Below are 15,088 nucleotides of genomic sequence, written 5' to 3' on the forward strand. Positions count from 1 at the left end.
CCCCACCCGGCGGCGCGCCGTACCCCGCCTCCCCCCCGCCACCCTCTCCCCGCTCCCCCCCCCACCTCTGTTCCCCTCCGCTTCTTTCCTTTCTTTCGCTGGGCGTACTGCTACGCCTCGCCCTTGGCCTGGCGGCTGTAGACGACGACATAGAGGCATAGGGCCACCAGCGCCGCGACACCGAGCCACTCGCCAAGGGCGCCCTCGGCCTGGTGGGCGGTGAGGATGGGGAAACCTTCGGTCCACTTCAGCTTGATGAAGCTGGCCACCACGCCCATGATCGCGCCGCCGGCCATGAGGCCGCTGGCGATGAGCACACCGCGGTTCTCGCGAGCCTTGGCATCGGCCTCGCTGGTGCCGGCCTTGGGCCGGTTCACCCAGTGGGCCAGCAGGCCGCCGAGAAACAGCGGCGTGTTCAGCTCGATGGGGAGGTACATGCCCAGGGCGAAGCCGAGGGCGGGCAGTTCCACCATGCGCAGGACGATGGACAGCATGACGCCGAGGCCGAAGGCGTACCAGCGCAAGGGCATGGACACGGTGCCGAAGATGCCTTCGAGGATGGCCTTCATGGCGCTGGCCTGGGGCGCGGGGATGGAGGTGCCCAGGGCCATGGTGCCGTCCAGGTTCACCTGCTTGGCCATGAGCCACATGGCGATGCCGGTGAAGATCGCCGCCACGAGGGTGCCCACGAACTTCCAGCCAATCTGCCGGGCGGGGGTCGAGCCGATCCAGTGACCGATCTTGAGATCGGTGCTGAAAGCGCCGGAGGCTGCCAGAGCGGTGCAGACGATGCCGCCCACCATCATGGTGAGGAACATGCCGTAGCCGCCGGTGAAGTTCAGCTTGAGCATCAGCACGCCGGTGATGACGAGGGTCAGCATGGTCATGCCGCTGATGGGGTTGGTGCCGATGGTGGCGATGGCCCGGGCTGCCACGGGCGCGAAGAAGAACGAGATGATCATGACGACGAGGGTGGCCACGAGAGCGGGCACGAAGGCGTGTTGGATGCCTACGCCGAAGCTCAGGAAGGCCATGGTGCCCACGGTGCAGGTGACCAGGCCCACGGCGATCATGGAGCCGGACAGGCTGCGCTCGGTGCGGACGGCCTTGGGTGATTCAGCCGCCGCGTCGCGGTTCATCAGGGCCTTCATGTTGCTGATGATGCTGCGGATCATGTTGGGCATGGAGGCCAGCACGCCCATGACGCCCGCGCCGGCGATGGCGCCCACACCCACGATGCGGATGTAGGAGAAGAAGACCTGCTCCGGCGTCATGTCGGCAATGAGCTTGGTGCCGGGAGCCACGATCAGGGGCACGTACTGGCCGATGGCGTGGAAGAGGGGCACCAGCACGAACATGCTGAAGAACGATCCGGCGGCGATTACGGCGGAGTACTTCAGGCCGATGATGTAGCCGATGCCCAGCGTGGCCGCGCTGTTCAGGAAATTGAAGGACATGAACTTGTCGCGCAGCGCCCGGCCCACCCAGAGATGCTCCAGGCGCAGGTACTCACCCATGCCGCGGAAGATCGAGGTGATGCCGTCGTACAGCGCGCCGATGCCGGCAGCGACCGCCAGCTCCTTGGCCTGGTTGCCGGCCTTTTCGCCCGTCACCAGGATCTCGGCTGTGGCGGTGGCTTCGGGCCAGGGGAAGATGCCGTGGTTCTCCACCATGAAGTGGTGGCGCAGGGGCACCAGGAACAGGATGCCGATGCAGCCGCCCAGGAAACTCACCAGCACCACCTGCCAGAGGGTGGGCGTGGGCACGCCGCTGCCGGGCGTCTGCGCCAGGATGTAGAGGGCCGGGATGGTGAAGGCCGCGCCGCTCACCACATGGCTGCTGTTGGCGCCAATGCTCTGGACGATGACGTTCTCCAGGATCGTGTTCTTGCGGGAGAAGAAGCGGCTGATGCCCACGGCCAGGATCGCGATGGGGATGGCGGCCTCGATGCCCTGGCCCAGCTTCAGGGCCAGGTAGGCGGCGGCCATGCTGAAGATCGCGCAGAAGATGAGGCCCATGGTGATGGCCCGGGGCGTGGTCTCCGGCACGCCGTCCTGGGGCACGAGCGGCACGTAGGCCTCGCCGGGGCTCAGGGGACGCCGCGCATTCAAGGGCAGACCCTTGATCTCCTGGGGTTCGGATCCGTGGGACATGGAGGTCTCCTGGAACTAGAGAAAACTGATCACCACCAAGACACCAAGGCACCAAGAAAGGCAGAAAAGAAATCTTTTTCAGTTCTTGGTGTCTTGGTGCCTTGGTGGTGAGACTTCAGGCGGGATAGGACTCGAGGACGGACTGGACCACGCGGCGTGACAGGCCGTGGTAGCCAGGGCTGGCGGCGGTAAAGATCTCGCGAGCCAGGGCGCGGGTGCGGGCGTGCTGGCCCAAGGCGCCATAGAGGGGGCGGAGGTACTTCATGCGGCCCACGCGCGTCAGCACCTCGCGGATGCGCGGGAAGGCCACTTCGTAGTCCGCCGCCGCGGCCAGGGTGAGCCACTCCACGAGGATCTCGTAGTTGCCCCGGCCCATGAGCTGGAGGTGGCCATCCAGCCAGGCGCAGTCGGCCTGGCTGAGCTGCCGGGGCAGCTTCTGGAGGTAGACCAGTAGCTCCGAGGGCGTCCAGGCCGCGATCTGCTGCGGACTGGGCCGACCACCCGTGGTCCAGCTTTCCGCCAGGGCCGTGAGGCCATCCAGCTGCGCGCTACGGAACTGGGGCGCCGTCGCGGGGATTCCGGGCTCGTCGAGATAATCCTTGGCGTTCACGGCCACCAGGGCGCCGGGCAGCTTCTCGTCCACGAAGGCGCAGAACTGCTCCGTGGTGATGGAGGTGAACCGGAAGGCGTCCATGTACTCACGGAGGAAGCGCTGGAAGCGCGCCTCGCCGGCCTCGCGCTCCAGGGCGGCCACCAGGCGGGCACCCTTCTCGTAGGGGATGCTGGAGAAGGCGTCGTCGGGATCGATGCCTTCGAGGTGCATGCGCAGGACGGTGAGCTGGGGCTCATTCTTGAAACGCTCCAGGCTGTCCTCCAGCGCCTTCTGGCCCATGGCCCAGCCCAGGGCCGCGGCATCATCACCGTGCAGGGTGCGCAGGATCTTGCGCTCGGCCCAGACGGTGAAGCCCTCGTTCAGCCAGAAGTGCTCCATGCTGGCGTTGGTGACGAGGTTGCCGGTCCAGCTGTGGGCCAGCTCGTGGGCCACCACGTCCACCAGGCTGCGGTCCCCTGCCAACAGCGTGGGTGTGAGGAAGGTCATGCGGGGATTCTCCATTCCGCCGTAGGGAAAGGAGGGCGGCAGCACCAGCATGTCGTAGCGGTCCCAGGGGTAGGGCCCGAACAGTCCCTCGGCCTTCAGGATCATGTTCTCCACGTCCACGAATTCCCAGGCGGCGGCTTCGACTGTCTCGGGTTCAGCCCACACCCGGGCGCGCGGGCTCAGGTCCCGGGATTCCAGGCGCCCCACGGCCAGGGCCAGCAGGTAGCTGGGGATGGGCTGGGGCATGGTGAAGCGGAAGATGTGGCGGCCATCGCCGGTGGCCTCGTCGCCGTCCGGACCCGCGGACATGACGGCGGTGAGGCCTTCGGGAACCGTGACCTCGGCCTGGTAGGCGATGCGGGCCAGGGGCGTGTCCTGGCAGGGCACCATGGTGCGAGCGTGGATCTGCTGACACTGGCTGAAGAGGTAGGGCGCGACCTTGCCCTCGGTCTGCTCGGGATCCAGCCACTGGAGGGCCATGGCGTCCGCGCCGGTCCGGTAGGCGATGGCCACTTCCTGCGTGCCCGCGGGCACCTCCAGCCGCAGGCGCTGGCCCAGGATGGCGTCGGCCTCCCCCAGTTCCCAGGGGATCGGACCGTGGCCGGGCACCTGCACGGTGTGGATTTCCAGACCTTTGGTATCCAGGTCGAGTGGACCCGACACCGCGCCGCCAAACTCCAGCACCACTTCCCCATCGATGCGCTTGGCGGCGAAGTCCACCCCCAGCTTCAGGCGCAGCCTCCGAGTCTTCGGCTGGGCGGCATCGTAGTGGGAATGCGGATCAGGGCGGTGCATGGGGACCTCGGGAGACCGGCCATGATCCCACAGGGCATGGATTGGCAAGCGTCACAACTAGGAGGCCCCGCGAGCGGGGCCTCCTGACGAAAAGGGTGGTGGTAGACGCTTCAGTGATCCTCACGCTCGTGGGATTCCTCCTGGCGTGCCTCCGGGCTCGGGGCCGGAACATCCGGTCCCGAGGTGGCCACGATCGAACGGACACCGAATTCGTGGACCAGCCGTCCCCCTTCATGGGCCACCCGAGTCAGTTGGCCCAGGCCGACGAGATAGGCGAACAGGAACACCACCGACACGGTCTGCCGGAGCCAGGCCTTGGGCTCCCGTTTGAGCACGAGCGGGACGAGCACCAGGATCGCGAAGGCGAGGGTGAGGAAACTGAACACCACCTGCCCGGTCTCCGCCAGGGACTCATGACGCTCCAGGGCGGCGGTGATCTCCGGCGTGCGTTCCGCCAGCCGGCCGGCGGCCTCCCCGGTGGCCACGGCCAGGAACAGGCTGAGGGTTCCGAGTCCCATCAAGACCAGCGCCGCCAGGAACCAGCCCTCCCGGGCCCGGCGCCAGAAGATCGCCACCAGGATGAAGAGGGGGGCGACATAGAGCAGTGCGATCGGGAAATGGATAATCAGGGGATGGAGGCTGGTCCAGGCGGGGATGGGAGGCATGGTGACCCCCTCAGCCGACAGTGAGGAAACGAGCGCTCGGGGTGAAGGAAGAGGGGCACTTCTCCTGCGGCCGGGTGGTGCTGGTGTACCCGCAGACCGGGCAGACGAAGAAGCTGACGTTCTGGGTCTTCCAGCCATCCAGGTTGTCGAGGGCCTCCTGGTAGAGCCGGGCATGCTCCGCCTCGGCCGTCTTGGCGTAGTTGAAGGTGCGGATGGCGTCCACCTTGCCCTCCTTGCGGGCCTGGGTGAGGAATCCCGGATACATCACATCCCGCTCGTAGCTCTCCCCCTTGATGGCTGCCTGGAGATTCTCGCGGGTGGACTTGACCTCGGGCGCCTTGATGTCGGCCTTCGGTTCGGCGCCCATAGCCTTGATCACCTGGGCGTGGTTGGAAGCGTGGATCTCCTCAGCCTTCGCGGCCGCCCGGAAGAGCGCAGCAGCCTTGGCGTAACCTTCGTTCTGGGCCTTCGTCGCGTAGGCCAGGTAGGTGGCGCGGGCGTTGGACTCGCCGTTGTAGGCCGCCTGCAGGTTGCTCAAGGTGCCGGTCTGGGGCGCGGGGGTCGCGGGCCCGGCGGCCGACAGGAGGGTGGCGGTCAGGGCCAGGGGGCTGAGGAAAGCGGATCGGAATCGGATCATGGAGGTCCTCCGGTGTGGGGCACGGCCCGGACCGGATGGTGCAGGGCGCGTGCCAGTCATCCAAAAGGCCTGAATATATTGAAAATAAAGGTTTTATTTTGTTATGTCCACGAGTCGTAACCCGACATCCGTCCCAATATTCGAACGGCCGTCAGGATCCTTGAACGCCGCGACGCTTCAGCCGGTAGTGCAGATCGCTCCGCGAGATGCCCAGGCGCCGAGCGGCTTCGGCCTGCACCCCCCGGCTTTCGAGAAGGGCCCGGTCGACCAGGTGTTCCTCCAGGGCCGAGACCAGGGCAGGCAGGTCCGTCGGGAGGGGAAGCCCCCCCGCGAAGGTCTCGAGGTCGGGCGGGCTCGGCGCGCCCAGGCCGGGCTCGAGGGGGAAATCTTCCGGTCCGATGTCGGGACCCTTCGCCAGGATGCAGGCCCGCTCGATGAGGTTCCGGAGTTCCCGGATGTTGCCGGGGAACGGATAGGCCTGGAGCCGGGCCAGGGCCTCGGGGGTCAGGGAACGGCGCGGCAGGCCCATGTCCCGGATGGCATGGTCGAGGAAGTGGGAACACAACTCCGGGAGATCCTCCAGATGCTCACGCAAGGGCGGGACCCGGATGGGCACCACGGCGAGGCGGAAGTAGAGGTCTTCGCGGAACAAGCCCTCCCGCACCCGCGCCGGCAAGTCGCGGTGGGTGGCCGCGATCAACCGGACGTCCACGTGGCGGGGGGTCCGGCTGCCCACGCGCTGGACCATCCCGTCCATCATCACGCGGAGCAGCTTGGCCTGGAGGGAAGGTGGCATCTCACCGGCCTCGTCCAGGAACAGGGTCCCGCCATGAGCGGCCTCGAACAGCCCCTCGCGAGCCCGGTCGGCTCCGGTGAAGGCCCCCCGCTCATGGCCGAAGAGTTCGCTCTCGAGGAGCGTTTCGGGCATCGCGGCGCAGTTCACGGCGACGAAGGGCTTCGGCGCCCGCGGGCTGAGTGCATGCAGGGCCCGCGCCACCAGTTCCTTGCCGGTGCCCGTCTCTCCGGTGATCAGCGCTGTCGCCTGGGTGGGGGCCACCCGCTGGAGGGTGTCCCGGAGCTCGGCCATGGGGGCGCTGAGGCCCAGCAGGCCGCGGAGTCCTTCCGGGTGGCCGGCCTGCCGGCGCAGGCGGCGGTTCTCCTTCAGGAGCCCGCCATGCTCGAGGGCGCGGTGCACGGCGGCCTGGATCCCCTCCGGATCGAAGGGTTTCTGCACCACGTCAAAGGCCCCTTGACGCATAGCCGCCACGGCCAACTCGACGGTGGCGTAGGCCGTGAGGAAGACAATGGGGACAGCATCCTCTGCCTGCCGAGCCGCCGCCATGACATCCAGGCCCTCGCCATCGCCGAGCTTCTGGTCCGTGATCACCAGGTCCGGGGCCTCGTCCTCCAGGCGCTGCCTGGCCTCGGCGACCGAAGCTGCCTCCACCACCCGGTGTCCTGCTTCCTGAAGCACCATCCGCAACAGACGGCGGAGGTTGGCCTCGTCATCCACGATCAGGATGGTGCCCATGGGGCCTCCTCCTCAGGGATCCGCAAACCGAAGCGGACACAGCCCGCCCGATTCTCCTCCAGGAGCAGATCCCCCCCATGCCCACGCGCCATGGAGCGGGCGATTGCCAAGCCCAGCCCGGTTCCCCGGGGCTTGGTGGTGAAGAAGGGCTCCCCCAGCCGGGCGGCCACGGCAGGAGGGATCGCGTCACCTTCGTTTTCCACGAAGAAGACCACACGTCCTCCCTCCTGCCGGGCGCCCATGCGGATCCTACCTCCGCGGGGCGTGGCGTCGATGGCATTGAGGAGCAGGTTGAGCAGCGCCTGCTGGACCTGGAAGGGATCAAAGCTGGCCAGCCGGTTTTCGGCGGGGGCGACCTCCAGCTGCAGCCCGGCCTCCTCGGCCCTGGCCCGGGCCAGTCCCGCGGCCGAACCGAGGGCCGTGGCGGTCTCCAAGCTCCTCCGCTCAGGCGGCCGCTGCCGGGCATAAGCCAGGAAATCCTCCGTGAGCCGCTCCAGGCGCAGGGACTCCTGGGCCAGGATCGAGAAGAATTCATCCCGATTCTCGGGGGAGGCGTCGGGGCGGCTGGTCGCTGTAAGGGCTGTGCGGATCATGGCGACAGGGTTGCGGATCTCATGGGCGATGGCCCCAGACAGCCGGCCGATGGCCGCCAGCTTCTCTTCCTGGACCAGGCGGTCCCGGGTCCGGGCCAGTTCGGCCATGCCGGCGCGCACTTCGGCTTCCTGGTGCCACTGCTGGACCACGAGCAGGCGGACGATGATCGCGAACAGGAGAAAGGTGAGCGCCACGGTGGTGGCCTCGAAGTACTCGACGAGCACCCCTGCCGGTGTTGATCCAGCGGGGGTCCAGACCTGGAAGATGGTGAGGCCGCTGGCCACCAGCACCGTGGCTGCCAGACCGGCCAGGGAGAGCCAGAACGCCGAGGCCAGGACCGGGATGACGAGCAGGACCACATAGTGGCTCTCCTGCCCCGAGTTGATCCGGGCGAGGATGACCGCAAACAGGAGATGCACCGCCACCGAGACCCGGGCGAAGGTGGCGGGCCGCAGCCACTCCCGGCCGGACATGAGCCAGAGCTCGCCGAGGAGGAGCAGGAAGCGGAGGCAGAGCGCCAGCGCGATGGCGAAGGGCAGGGGCCCGAGGAGGGGGCGGAAGACCAGGTGGATGCCGAGCAGGCAGAGCAGCACCCCCAGGCTGAGCAGGATGAGGGTGCTGTTCTGCCTGCGGAAGGCGGCGAGTTCCAGAGGAGGTGGAGATCCCCAGATGCCCGTGGCGAATTGGGATGTGTCGGGCGCCATGGGTTGATTTGAGCCCTATTCCTCGTCCGGCGCCAGCCCTTCCACCTTCTTCATCTGGATGACGTCGCCGTGGTCCTTGACGATGCAGCGCAGCCAGTCCTCGGGGGCCTTGGGGTGGGTGACCTCGCCCTTCCCATTGCGCACGTTGCCATCGAGGTACTTCCAGATGAGGAACTCGCCCAGCTTCTTCCAGCGGCCCATGAGCTCCTCGGACTGGCTGGCGGCCCGCTGGGTGAGGAAGGCCTGGGCCAGGGCCGGATCCTTCTTGTAGAGTTCCAGGGCCTTGCGGTCCACCTCCGCCTGGTCGGCCAGGTAGCGGCCTTCGAACTCGCCCTGCACCTTCTGGACGTCTACGATCATGTCGCTCCAGCGGGTGTAGGTGTAGTTGCTGACGAAGTTGAAGGTCCAGAACGCGCTGTCCCAGCTGAAGGCATCGAAGTTGCCCGTGCCGATGGCGAAGGCCTTGGGGGGCGCCGTGATCGCGCAGGAGATGGGCTGGTAGACGGTGGTGTAGGTGTCGTCCACGCCGAACCAGAGCACACCACCCACGGGGCCGGGCATCCAGCCGCGGGCCTGGCTCACGAAGGAGAAGCCGGTCTGCTGGGTGCTGATGGCGCGCTCGTGGAGATACTCCTGCCCGTCCACCTTCCAGGTCATGGGCCGCCAGCGGTAGGGCAGCTTGTAGGGCCCGGCGCCCACGTCCTTGGTCATGTCGAACTCGGTGCCTTCGAAGTGGTCGCGCATGAGCTGCATGACGTCATGCACGCCCAGCTTCTGATCGGGCTTGATGAAGAGTGGCATGGGCTTGGCGCCCTTCACGGCCTTCACGTAGTCGATCGAGAGGTTCAGGCTGGGCGCCGCGCGGCGGAACAGGCTCCACACGCGGGCCTCGCAGGCGCGCAGGGCCCCGAAGCTGAGGGGCGCGTAGGTGTCCGCGAAGCTGAAGTCCTTGTCCGCGCCCTTGAAGTAGCCCTTCTCCCGGGCAAAGGGGATGAGGTCCTTGCTGTAGATGGCGGTGCTGGGATCGTTCAGGGGGAACTGGCGGATGCGGGACTGGTTGGCGTGGGCACTGATGGTGCCGTCTGGCAGGTGGTAGGCCACCCAGAGGGCGCCTGTCTGCCCCTTACCCTTGCCGATCATCTCGAGGATCCAGACTTCGTTGGGATCCGCGATGGAGAAGCTCTCGCCCTCGGAGGCATAGCCGTACTGCTCGGCGAGGGAAGTCATCACCTGGATGGCCTCCCGGGCGGTCTTCGCGCGCTCCAGGCCGATGTAGATGAGGCTGCCGTAGTCGATGATGCCGCTGGGGACCTGCAGCTCTTTGCGGCCGCCAAACGTCGTCTCGGCGATGGTGACCTGGTTTTCATTCATGTTGCCGACGCGGGTGTAGGTCACCGGTGCTTCGGGAATGCTGCCCAGCACCTTGCCCGTGTCGAAGGTGAAGCCGCTGTCCCACTCCCGGATCACGCGCACCTCGCCGGGGCTGTGCTTCGCGCCGGGCTTGAAGTAGAGCTCGCCGTAGAGCGTGTGGCTGTCAGCGGCATAGGTGATCATCGTCGACCCGTCTTTGGTCGCGCCCTTGGTCACGAGCAGGTTGGTGCAGGCTTCCAGGGCCGCGCCGGCGGTCAGGAGGGTGGCGAGGAGAACGAGGGGGCGAAGATGCATGAATAATCCTTGAATCAGGTTGTTCAGAAGCGGACGGTGGCGCCGCAGGTCAGGAAGGATCGGGTGGCACCGTAGCGGACCTCGCGCTGCTGATGGAAGGTCAGGTCGCTGTAGACATAGCGGGCCTCCACCGAGAAGGTGGGGTTGAAGCGCCAGCCCGCGCCGCCGCTGAGGGTGAGGCCCCACTTGGTGTCGGTGTGGCTGCCGTCGAAAAGGTTGGGGGCACGCATGGTTTCGTTCCAGAGGGTCCCCCCCACGCCGAAGATGCCGAACAGGCCGTGGCGGGCGGGCTCTTCCACATGGGGCATCCACTCGTAGGCCACGCTATAGGCCTCCATGCGGCTATCGGCCATCAACGGGGAGTACACCCAAGCAGTGCCGTTCCAGGTGGTCAGGGCGCCCGCCAGCACGGGGCGTTTGGCATCCATGCGCAGGTAGTCCATGCGGAAGCGCCCCAGATGGCGACTTTCGCGGTTGAAGTGAATCTGGAAGCCCACCTGGAAGCCGGGATTGAACACCGACTCCAGGTTATCCACCGGAGCCAGGTAGGACACCCCGATCCCGGTGCGTTCCCCGCCAGGGTTGTCCTGGGCGCTGAGGGGCAGGGCCAAGGCGGACAGGAGCAGGAGGGAGAGGATGGATCGGGTCATGCGGATCACCAGATGGAAGGTCGTTCGCCGAGGGGGCGCTTCATGAGATCTCCATCCTTACAGCCAAAAGCCTCATAGAACTCCGGAAGGTTGGCCAGAGGTCCGTTGACGCGGAATTTCGCAGGGCTGTGCGGATCGGTAATGGTTCGGAGGCGCAAGGACTCCTCGCGGGTGAGGGTGCGCCAGGTCTCGGCGTAGCCCAGGAAGAATCGCTGTTCAGGTGAGAAACCCCCGATCTTTCCGACGGGGGTCTTGCCCTTCTGGCTCAGCTTCCAGGCGCTCCAGGCGATCTTGAGGCCGCCCAGGTCGGCGATGTTCTCGCCCAAGGTGAGCCTTCCGTTGAGATGGAGGCCGGGCAGGGGCTCGAAGGCGTCGAATTGCTTCACCACCAGCTCAGCGCGGAGGTTGTAGGCCTTTTCGTCCTCGGGTGTCCACCAACTCTTGAGGTTGCCGTCGGCGTCGTATTGGCGGCCCTCGTCGTCGAAGCCATGGGTCATCTCATGGCCGATGGTGGCGCCGATGTTCCCGTAGTTGACGGCATCGTCGGCCGTGGCGTCGAAGTAGGGCGGCTGGAGGATGCCCGCCGGGAACACGATCTCGTTCATGGTGGGGCTGTAGTAGGCATTGTTGGTCTGGGGCGTCATGCTCCATTCGTTGCGGTCGATGGGTTGGCCGAGCTTCGCCAGGCGCCGCTGGAACTCAAAGCGGTGGGTCTCGAGGTAGTTGAGGACGTACGGCTGGCGCTTGACTTCGAGCCTGGCGTAGTCACGCCAGACATCGGGGTAGCCGATTTTCACGCGCATGGCGGCCAGCTTCTGCCGGGCCCTTGCCTTGGTGGGAGCGCTCATCCAATCGAGGCCGTCGATGCGGGCCCCCAGTGCGGTGCGGAGGTTTTCGACCATTTCCAGCACCTTGGCCTTGCTTGTGGCTGGGAAAGCGCGCTGGACGTAGAGCTTGCCCAGGGCTTCGCCCAGGCCGCGGTCGGCGGCGAACATCACACGCTTCCAACGGGGATGCTGGGCGGTGGTGCCTTGCAGTTTGGTGCCATAGAAGGCGAAGGCCTCCTGCTCGAAGGCCCTGGAGAGGGCGGGTGCGGCGTTGCGGAGAAGGGTCCAGCGCAGATAGACGCGCCATTGGTCTGCCGGCAAGTGCTGCATCATGCGTCCCAGCTCTGCCAGGAAGGCCGGCTGGCGCACCACGAAACGGTCTGGGGCCGGCACACCCAGCGCCTTCAGGTAAAGCTCCATGGGAAAGCCCGGCGCCGCGGACTTGAGCTGGGCCGGGGTCATGGCGTGGTAAGTGGCGTTGGGGTCCCGCTGTTCGACGCGGGTCATGCTGGCCTTGGCGAGGCGCGTCTCAAGAGCCAGGATGCGGTCGGCGTCCCCGGCCTGGAAGCCGGCCATGGCCATCATCTTCGCCACGTGGGCCCGGTAGGCGGCGAGGAGTTCCTTGGACTTGGGGTCGTCCTTCACGTAGTAGTCCCGGTCGGGCAGGCCGAGGCCGCCCTGGGCCAGCGCCATGGAATAGCGGCTGCTCTCCTTGTCGTCCTGCTCGATGCTGAAGGAGAAGCCTGCGAAGGCACCCAGGCGATGCAGATCCGCCAGGACATCTGCGAGGGAGGCGGCATCCTTCACGCCGTCGATGCGGGTGAAAAGCGGCTTGAGGGGAGCGATCCCCGCGGCCTCGATGCCGGCCTCGTCCATCCCGCTGGCATAGAAGTCGCCGACTTTCTGGGCCTCGGAACCCGGAGCGGCCTTGGCGGCCGCCGCGGCTTCCATGATCTCCCGCAGGATCTGGTGAGTCCGGGTATCGATCTCCTGGTCCACGCCGTACCGCTCGTACTCGGCGGGAATGGTGGTGCGCTTGGCCCACCCGCCCACGGCGTATTGGAAGAAATCCTGGCAGGGCTTCACCGAGGGATCGAGGTTCGCCGGATTGAAGCCCTTGTAGGACACCTGGGCGGAGAGCGGCGCCATCAGCGCCAGTACGAGCAGTGCGGATCGCGTATTCACACCATTTCCTTTTATCTAGTTCCGGACGCCGCGGCCTTCCGGAGCAGGGGCTACCAGATGGCTGGCCGCACCTTGATGTCCCGCTTCAAGGGCTGGCCATCGGTGCAGCCGAAGGCGTCGTAGAACTCCGGCAGGTTGGACAGGGGGCCGATGACGCGCTCCCGGCCGGGGCTGTGGGGATCGGTCTTGAGACGCACGGAGGCGGCGGCCTCGCGGATGTGGTTGCGCCACACCGCCGCGGCGCCCAGGAAGAAGCGCTGGGGCCCCGTGAAGCCGTCGATGGGGGCGGGGGCGGGCTTGCCCTTGAGGCTGTTCTGGTAGGCCGCGAAGGCGATCTTCAGGCCGCCGATGTCGGCGATGTTCTCGCCGAGGGTGAGCTTGCCGTTTACGTGCTCGCCCTTGAGAGGTTCGTAGGCGTCGTACTGCTTCACCACCAGGTCCGTGCGGGACTGGTAGGCCTTCTTGTCCGCGTCAGTCCACCAGTTCTTGAGGTTGCCCTGGGCATCGAACTGGCTGCCGCTGTCGTCGAAGCCGTGAGTCATCTCGTGGCCGATGACGTAGCCCAGCGCGCCGTAGTTCACGGCGTCATCGGCCTTTGCATCGAAGAAGGGCGGCTGGAGGATACCCGCCGGGAACACGATCTCGTTCATGGTGGGGCTGTAGTAGGCGTTCACGGTGGGCGGGGTCATGCCCCACTCCGTGCGGTCGATGGGCTTGCCGAGCTTGGCCAGGTTTTCGTGGACGCGGAAGGCGACCGCGCGGCGCACGTTGCCGAAGAAATCATCCCGCTTCACGTCGAAGGCGTAGGTCTTCCACTTGTCCGGGTAGCCGATCTTCACGCCGAAGGCGTTGAGCTTCGTGAGGGCCTGCTGCTTGGTCTCAGGGCTCATCCAGTCCAGGTTCGTGATGCGCTCGCGCAGGGCGACGCGGAGGTTCTCCACCAGCTCCAGGACCTTCTTCTTGGATTCGGGCGGGAAGGCCACCTTCACATAGAGCTGACCAAGGGCCTCGCCCAGGGTGCCATCCGTCATGGCTTCGATGCGCTTGGTGCGGGGTTCCCGTTCGGGCGTGCCGTTCAGCACCTTGCCGTGGAAGGCGAAGGCCTCTTCGCCGAAGGCTTTCGGCAGCAGGTTGGCCGTGGCGCTGAGGGCGTGCCAGCGCAGGTAGGTGCGCCACTGGGGGGCGGGCACCTCGGACGCCAGCTTGCTGAAGGCCTGGAAGAACGAGGGCTGGCTGAGGTTCAGGTCGGCGAGCTTCACGCCGCGGGCGGCGAAATAGGCCTTCCAGTCGAAGCCCGGGGCCTCTGTCATGACCTGGTCGAGGGTGCGCTTGTTGTAGGTTTTCTGGGGGTTCCGCAGCTCCACGCGGGTCCACTGGGCCTGGGCCAAGCGGGTCTCCAGATCCAGCACCACCTTGGCGCGGACCCGGGCGAGGTCCGGCGCGTCGCCCGCCAGCTCCAGCATCTTGGCGATGTGGGCTTCGTACTTGGCGCGGATGTCGCGGCTGCGGGCGTCATCCTTCAGGTAGTAGTCGCGGTCGGGCAGGCCCGTGCCGCCCTGGCCCAGGTAGCCGAGGTACTGGGTGGAGGCCTTGGCGTCCTGGCGCACGTAAAAGCCGAAGCCACCGGGCAGGCCCTGGTTGTGCAGCTTCGCCAGCAAGGCGGGGAGCTGCTTCGTGTCCTTCAGGCCGTCAATGGTGGCGAAGATCGGCTTCATGGGCCCCAGGCCCCGCTTCTCAATGGCGGCTTCGTTCATGCCGGAGGTGTAGAAGTCACCCACCTTCTGCTGGACGCTGCCTTTGGCCCAGGTGGTCTTGGCGCTGGTCTCGGTCAGGATCTTCTGGAGAATGGCGCGGTTGCGCTCGCTCAGCTCCTCCATGGCGCCGTAGCGGGATTTGTCCGCAGGCAGGCTGTGGGATTTGAGCCAACCGCCGTTGGCGAACCGATAGAAGTCGTCGCAGGGCTTCACGGAGGTATCGAGGTTGGCGGGGTCCACTCCGGGCTTGGACTGGGCCACCAGGGTGAAGGCCGCCAGGCCCAGACAGAGGCAGACGGAGGCTCGAAGGGAGGATGCCATAAATAACCTCGTAAGATGAGGGTAAAAGCCTATCAGGAACGGGTGCGAAGGGATATGTGGATCACTTTCTGGATTTCCGCATGGACCACCCCCTGGGCATCCCGCAGTTCTACTGGGTAGATGCGGTCGACCTTTGGCTGGTCCTGGAGCAGGCGGTGGATCTCGGCCACCTCGGCCTCATCCACCCGGAAGGTGGCGAAGAGGGTGCTGCGGCCCGGTTTGCGGAAGCGGATGGAGGCGGCCTTGTCCCACACCACGTAGTCCGGCCCCAGCCGGTGGATCAGCATGAGCATGTAGAAGGGGTCCACCCCGGCGTAGAGGCTCCCGCCGAAGATGGTGCCGACATAGTTCCGGGTCCGCCACGAGAGGGGCAGACGCACGCGCACTTCCGACCAGTCCGAGGCGATGAAGGCCACCCGGGCGCCGGTGCCCCGGAAGCAGGGCCAGACGTTGAACGCCCAGCGGAAGAGGCGGGTGCGGAGGGATTCGCGCAAGGGGATTCGCCGGG

The 15,088-nt window shown here is 66.6% G+C and carries 11 protein-coding genes; all 11 read right to left on the reverse strand.

Features of this window, described 5'->3' with window-relative positions; genetic code table 11:
• Positions 1–110 precede the first annotated feature (110 nt).
• The gene (locus NOV74_RS10985) at positions 111–2,153 is read right to left on the reverse strand and encodes an OPT family oligopeptide transporter (protein ID WP_257312240.1); all 2,043 of its coding nucleotides are present in this window, start codon (positions 2,151–2,153) and stop codon (positions 111–113) included.
• Positions 2,154–2,268: 115 nt separating this feature from the next.
• Complete coding sequence (locus NOV74_RS10990) at positions 2,269–4,047, reverse strand: M1 family metallopeptidase (protein WP_257312241.1); 1,779 nt, start codon at positions 4,045–4,047, stop codon at positions 2,269–2,271.
• A gap of 110 nt (positions 4,048–4,157) precedes the next feature.
• Positions 4,158–4,712: a DUF2231 domain-containing protein gene (locus tag NOV74_RS10995; RefSeq protein ID WP_257312244.1), complete on the reverse strand. Its 555-nt coding sequence runs from the start codon at positions 4,710–4,712 to the stop codon at positions 4,158–4,160.
• A 10-nt stretch (positions 4,713–4,722) separates the two neighbouring features.
• Positions 4,723–5,349, reverse strand: a complete 627-nt coding sequence (locus NOV74_RS11000) for a rubrerythrin family protein (RefSeq protein ID WP_257312246.1) — start codon at positions 5,347–5,349, stop codon at positions 4,723–4,725.
• A 151-nt stretch (positions 5,350–5,500) separates the two neighbouring features.
• On the reverse strand, positions 5,501–6,880 hold the full coding sequence (locus NOV74_RS11005) for a sigma-54-dependent transcriptional regulator (protein WP_257312249.1): 1,380 nt from the start codon (positions 6,878–6,880) through the stop codon (positions 5,501–5,503).
• On the reverse strand, positions 6,865–8,178 hold the full coding sequence (locus NOV74_RS11010) for a sensor histidine kinase (protein WP_257312252.1): 1,314 nt from the start codon (positions 8,176–8,178) through the stop codon (positions 6,865–6,867). The genes NOV74_RS11005 and NOV74_RS11010 overlap by 16 nt, the downstream gene beginning before the upstream one ends.
• Positions 8,179–8,193: 15 nt before the next feature.
• A complete protein-coding gene (locus NOV74_RS11015; RefSeq protein ID WP_257312253.1) occupies positions 8,194–9,843 on the reverse strand; it encodes a dipeptidase in 1,650 nt (549 codons plus the stop codon).
• A gap of 23 nt (positions 9,844–9,866) precedes the next feature.
• Positions 9,867–10,493: an outer membrane beta-barrel protein gene (locus tag NOV74_RS11020; protein WP_257312256.1), complete on the reverse strand. Its 627-nt coding sequence runs from the start codon at positions 10,491–10,493 to the stop codon at positions 9,867–9,869.
• 5 nt (positions 10,494–10,498) lie between these two features.
• Positions 10,499–12,505, reverse strand: coding sequence for a M13 family metallopeptidase (locus NOV74_RS11025; protein WP_257312258.1), 2,007 nt, complete (start codon positions 12,503–12,505; stop codon positions 10,499–10,501).
• 50 nt (positions 12,506–12,555) lie between these two features.
• Entirely contained in the window at positions 12,556–14,580 is a 2,025-nt protein-coding gene (locus NOV74_RS11030; protein WP_257312260.1) for a M13 family metallopeptidase, read from the reverse strand.
• A gap of 32 nt (positions 14,581–14,612) precedes the next feature.
• A complete protein-coding gene (locus NOV74_RS11035; protein ID WP_257312262.1) occupies positions 14,613–15,074 on the reverse strand; it encodes a DUF4442 domain-containing protein in 462 nt (153 codons plus the stop codon).
• Positions 15,075–15,088 lie beyond the last annotated feature (14 nt).

Origin of the sequence: Geothrix fuzhouensis (assembly GCF_024609325.1) — a bacterium.
Lineage (GTDB): Bacteria > Acidobacteriota > Holophagae > Holophagales > Holophagaceae > Geothrix > Geothrix fuzhouensis.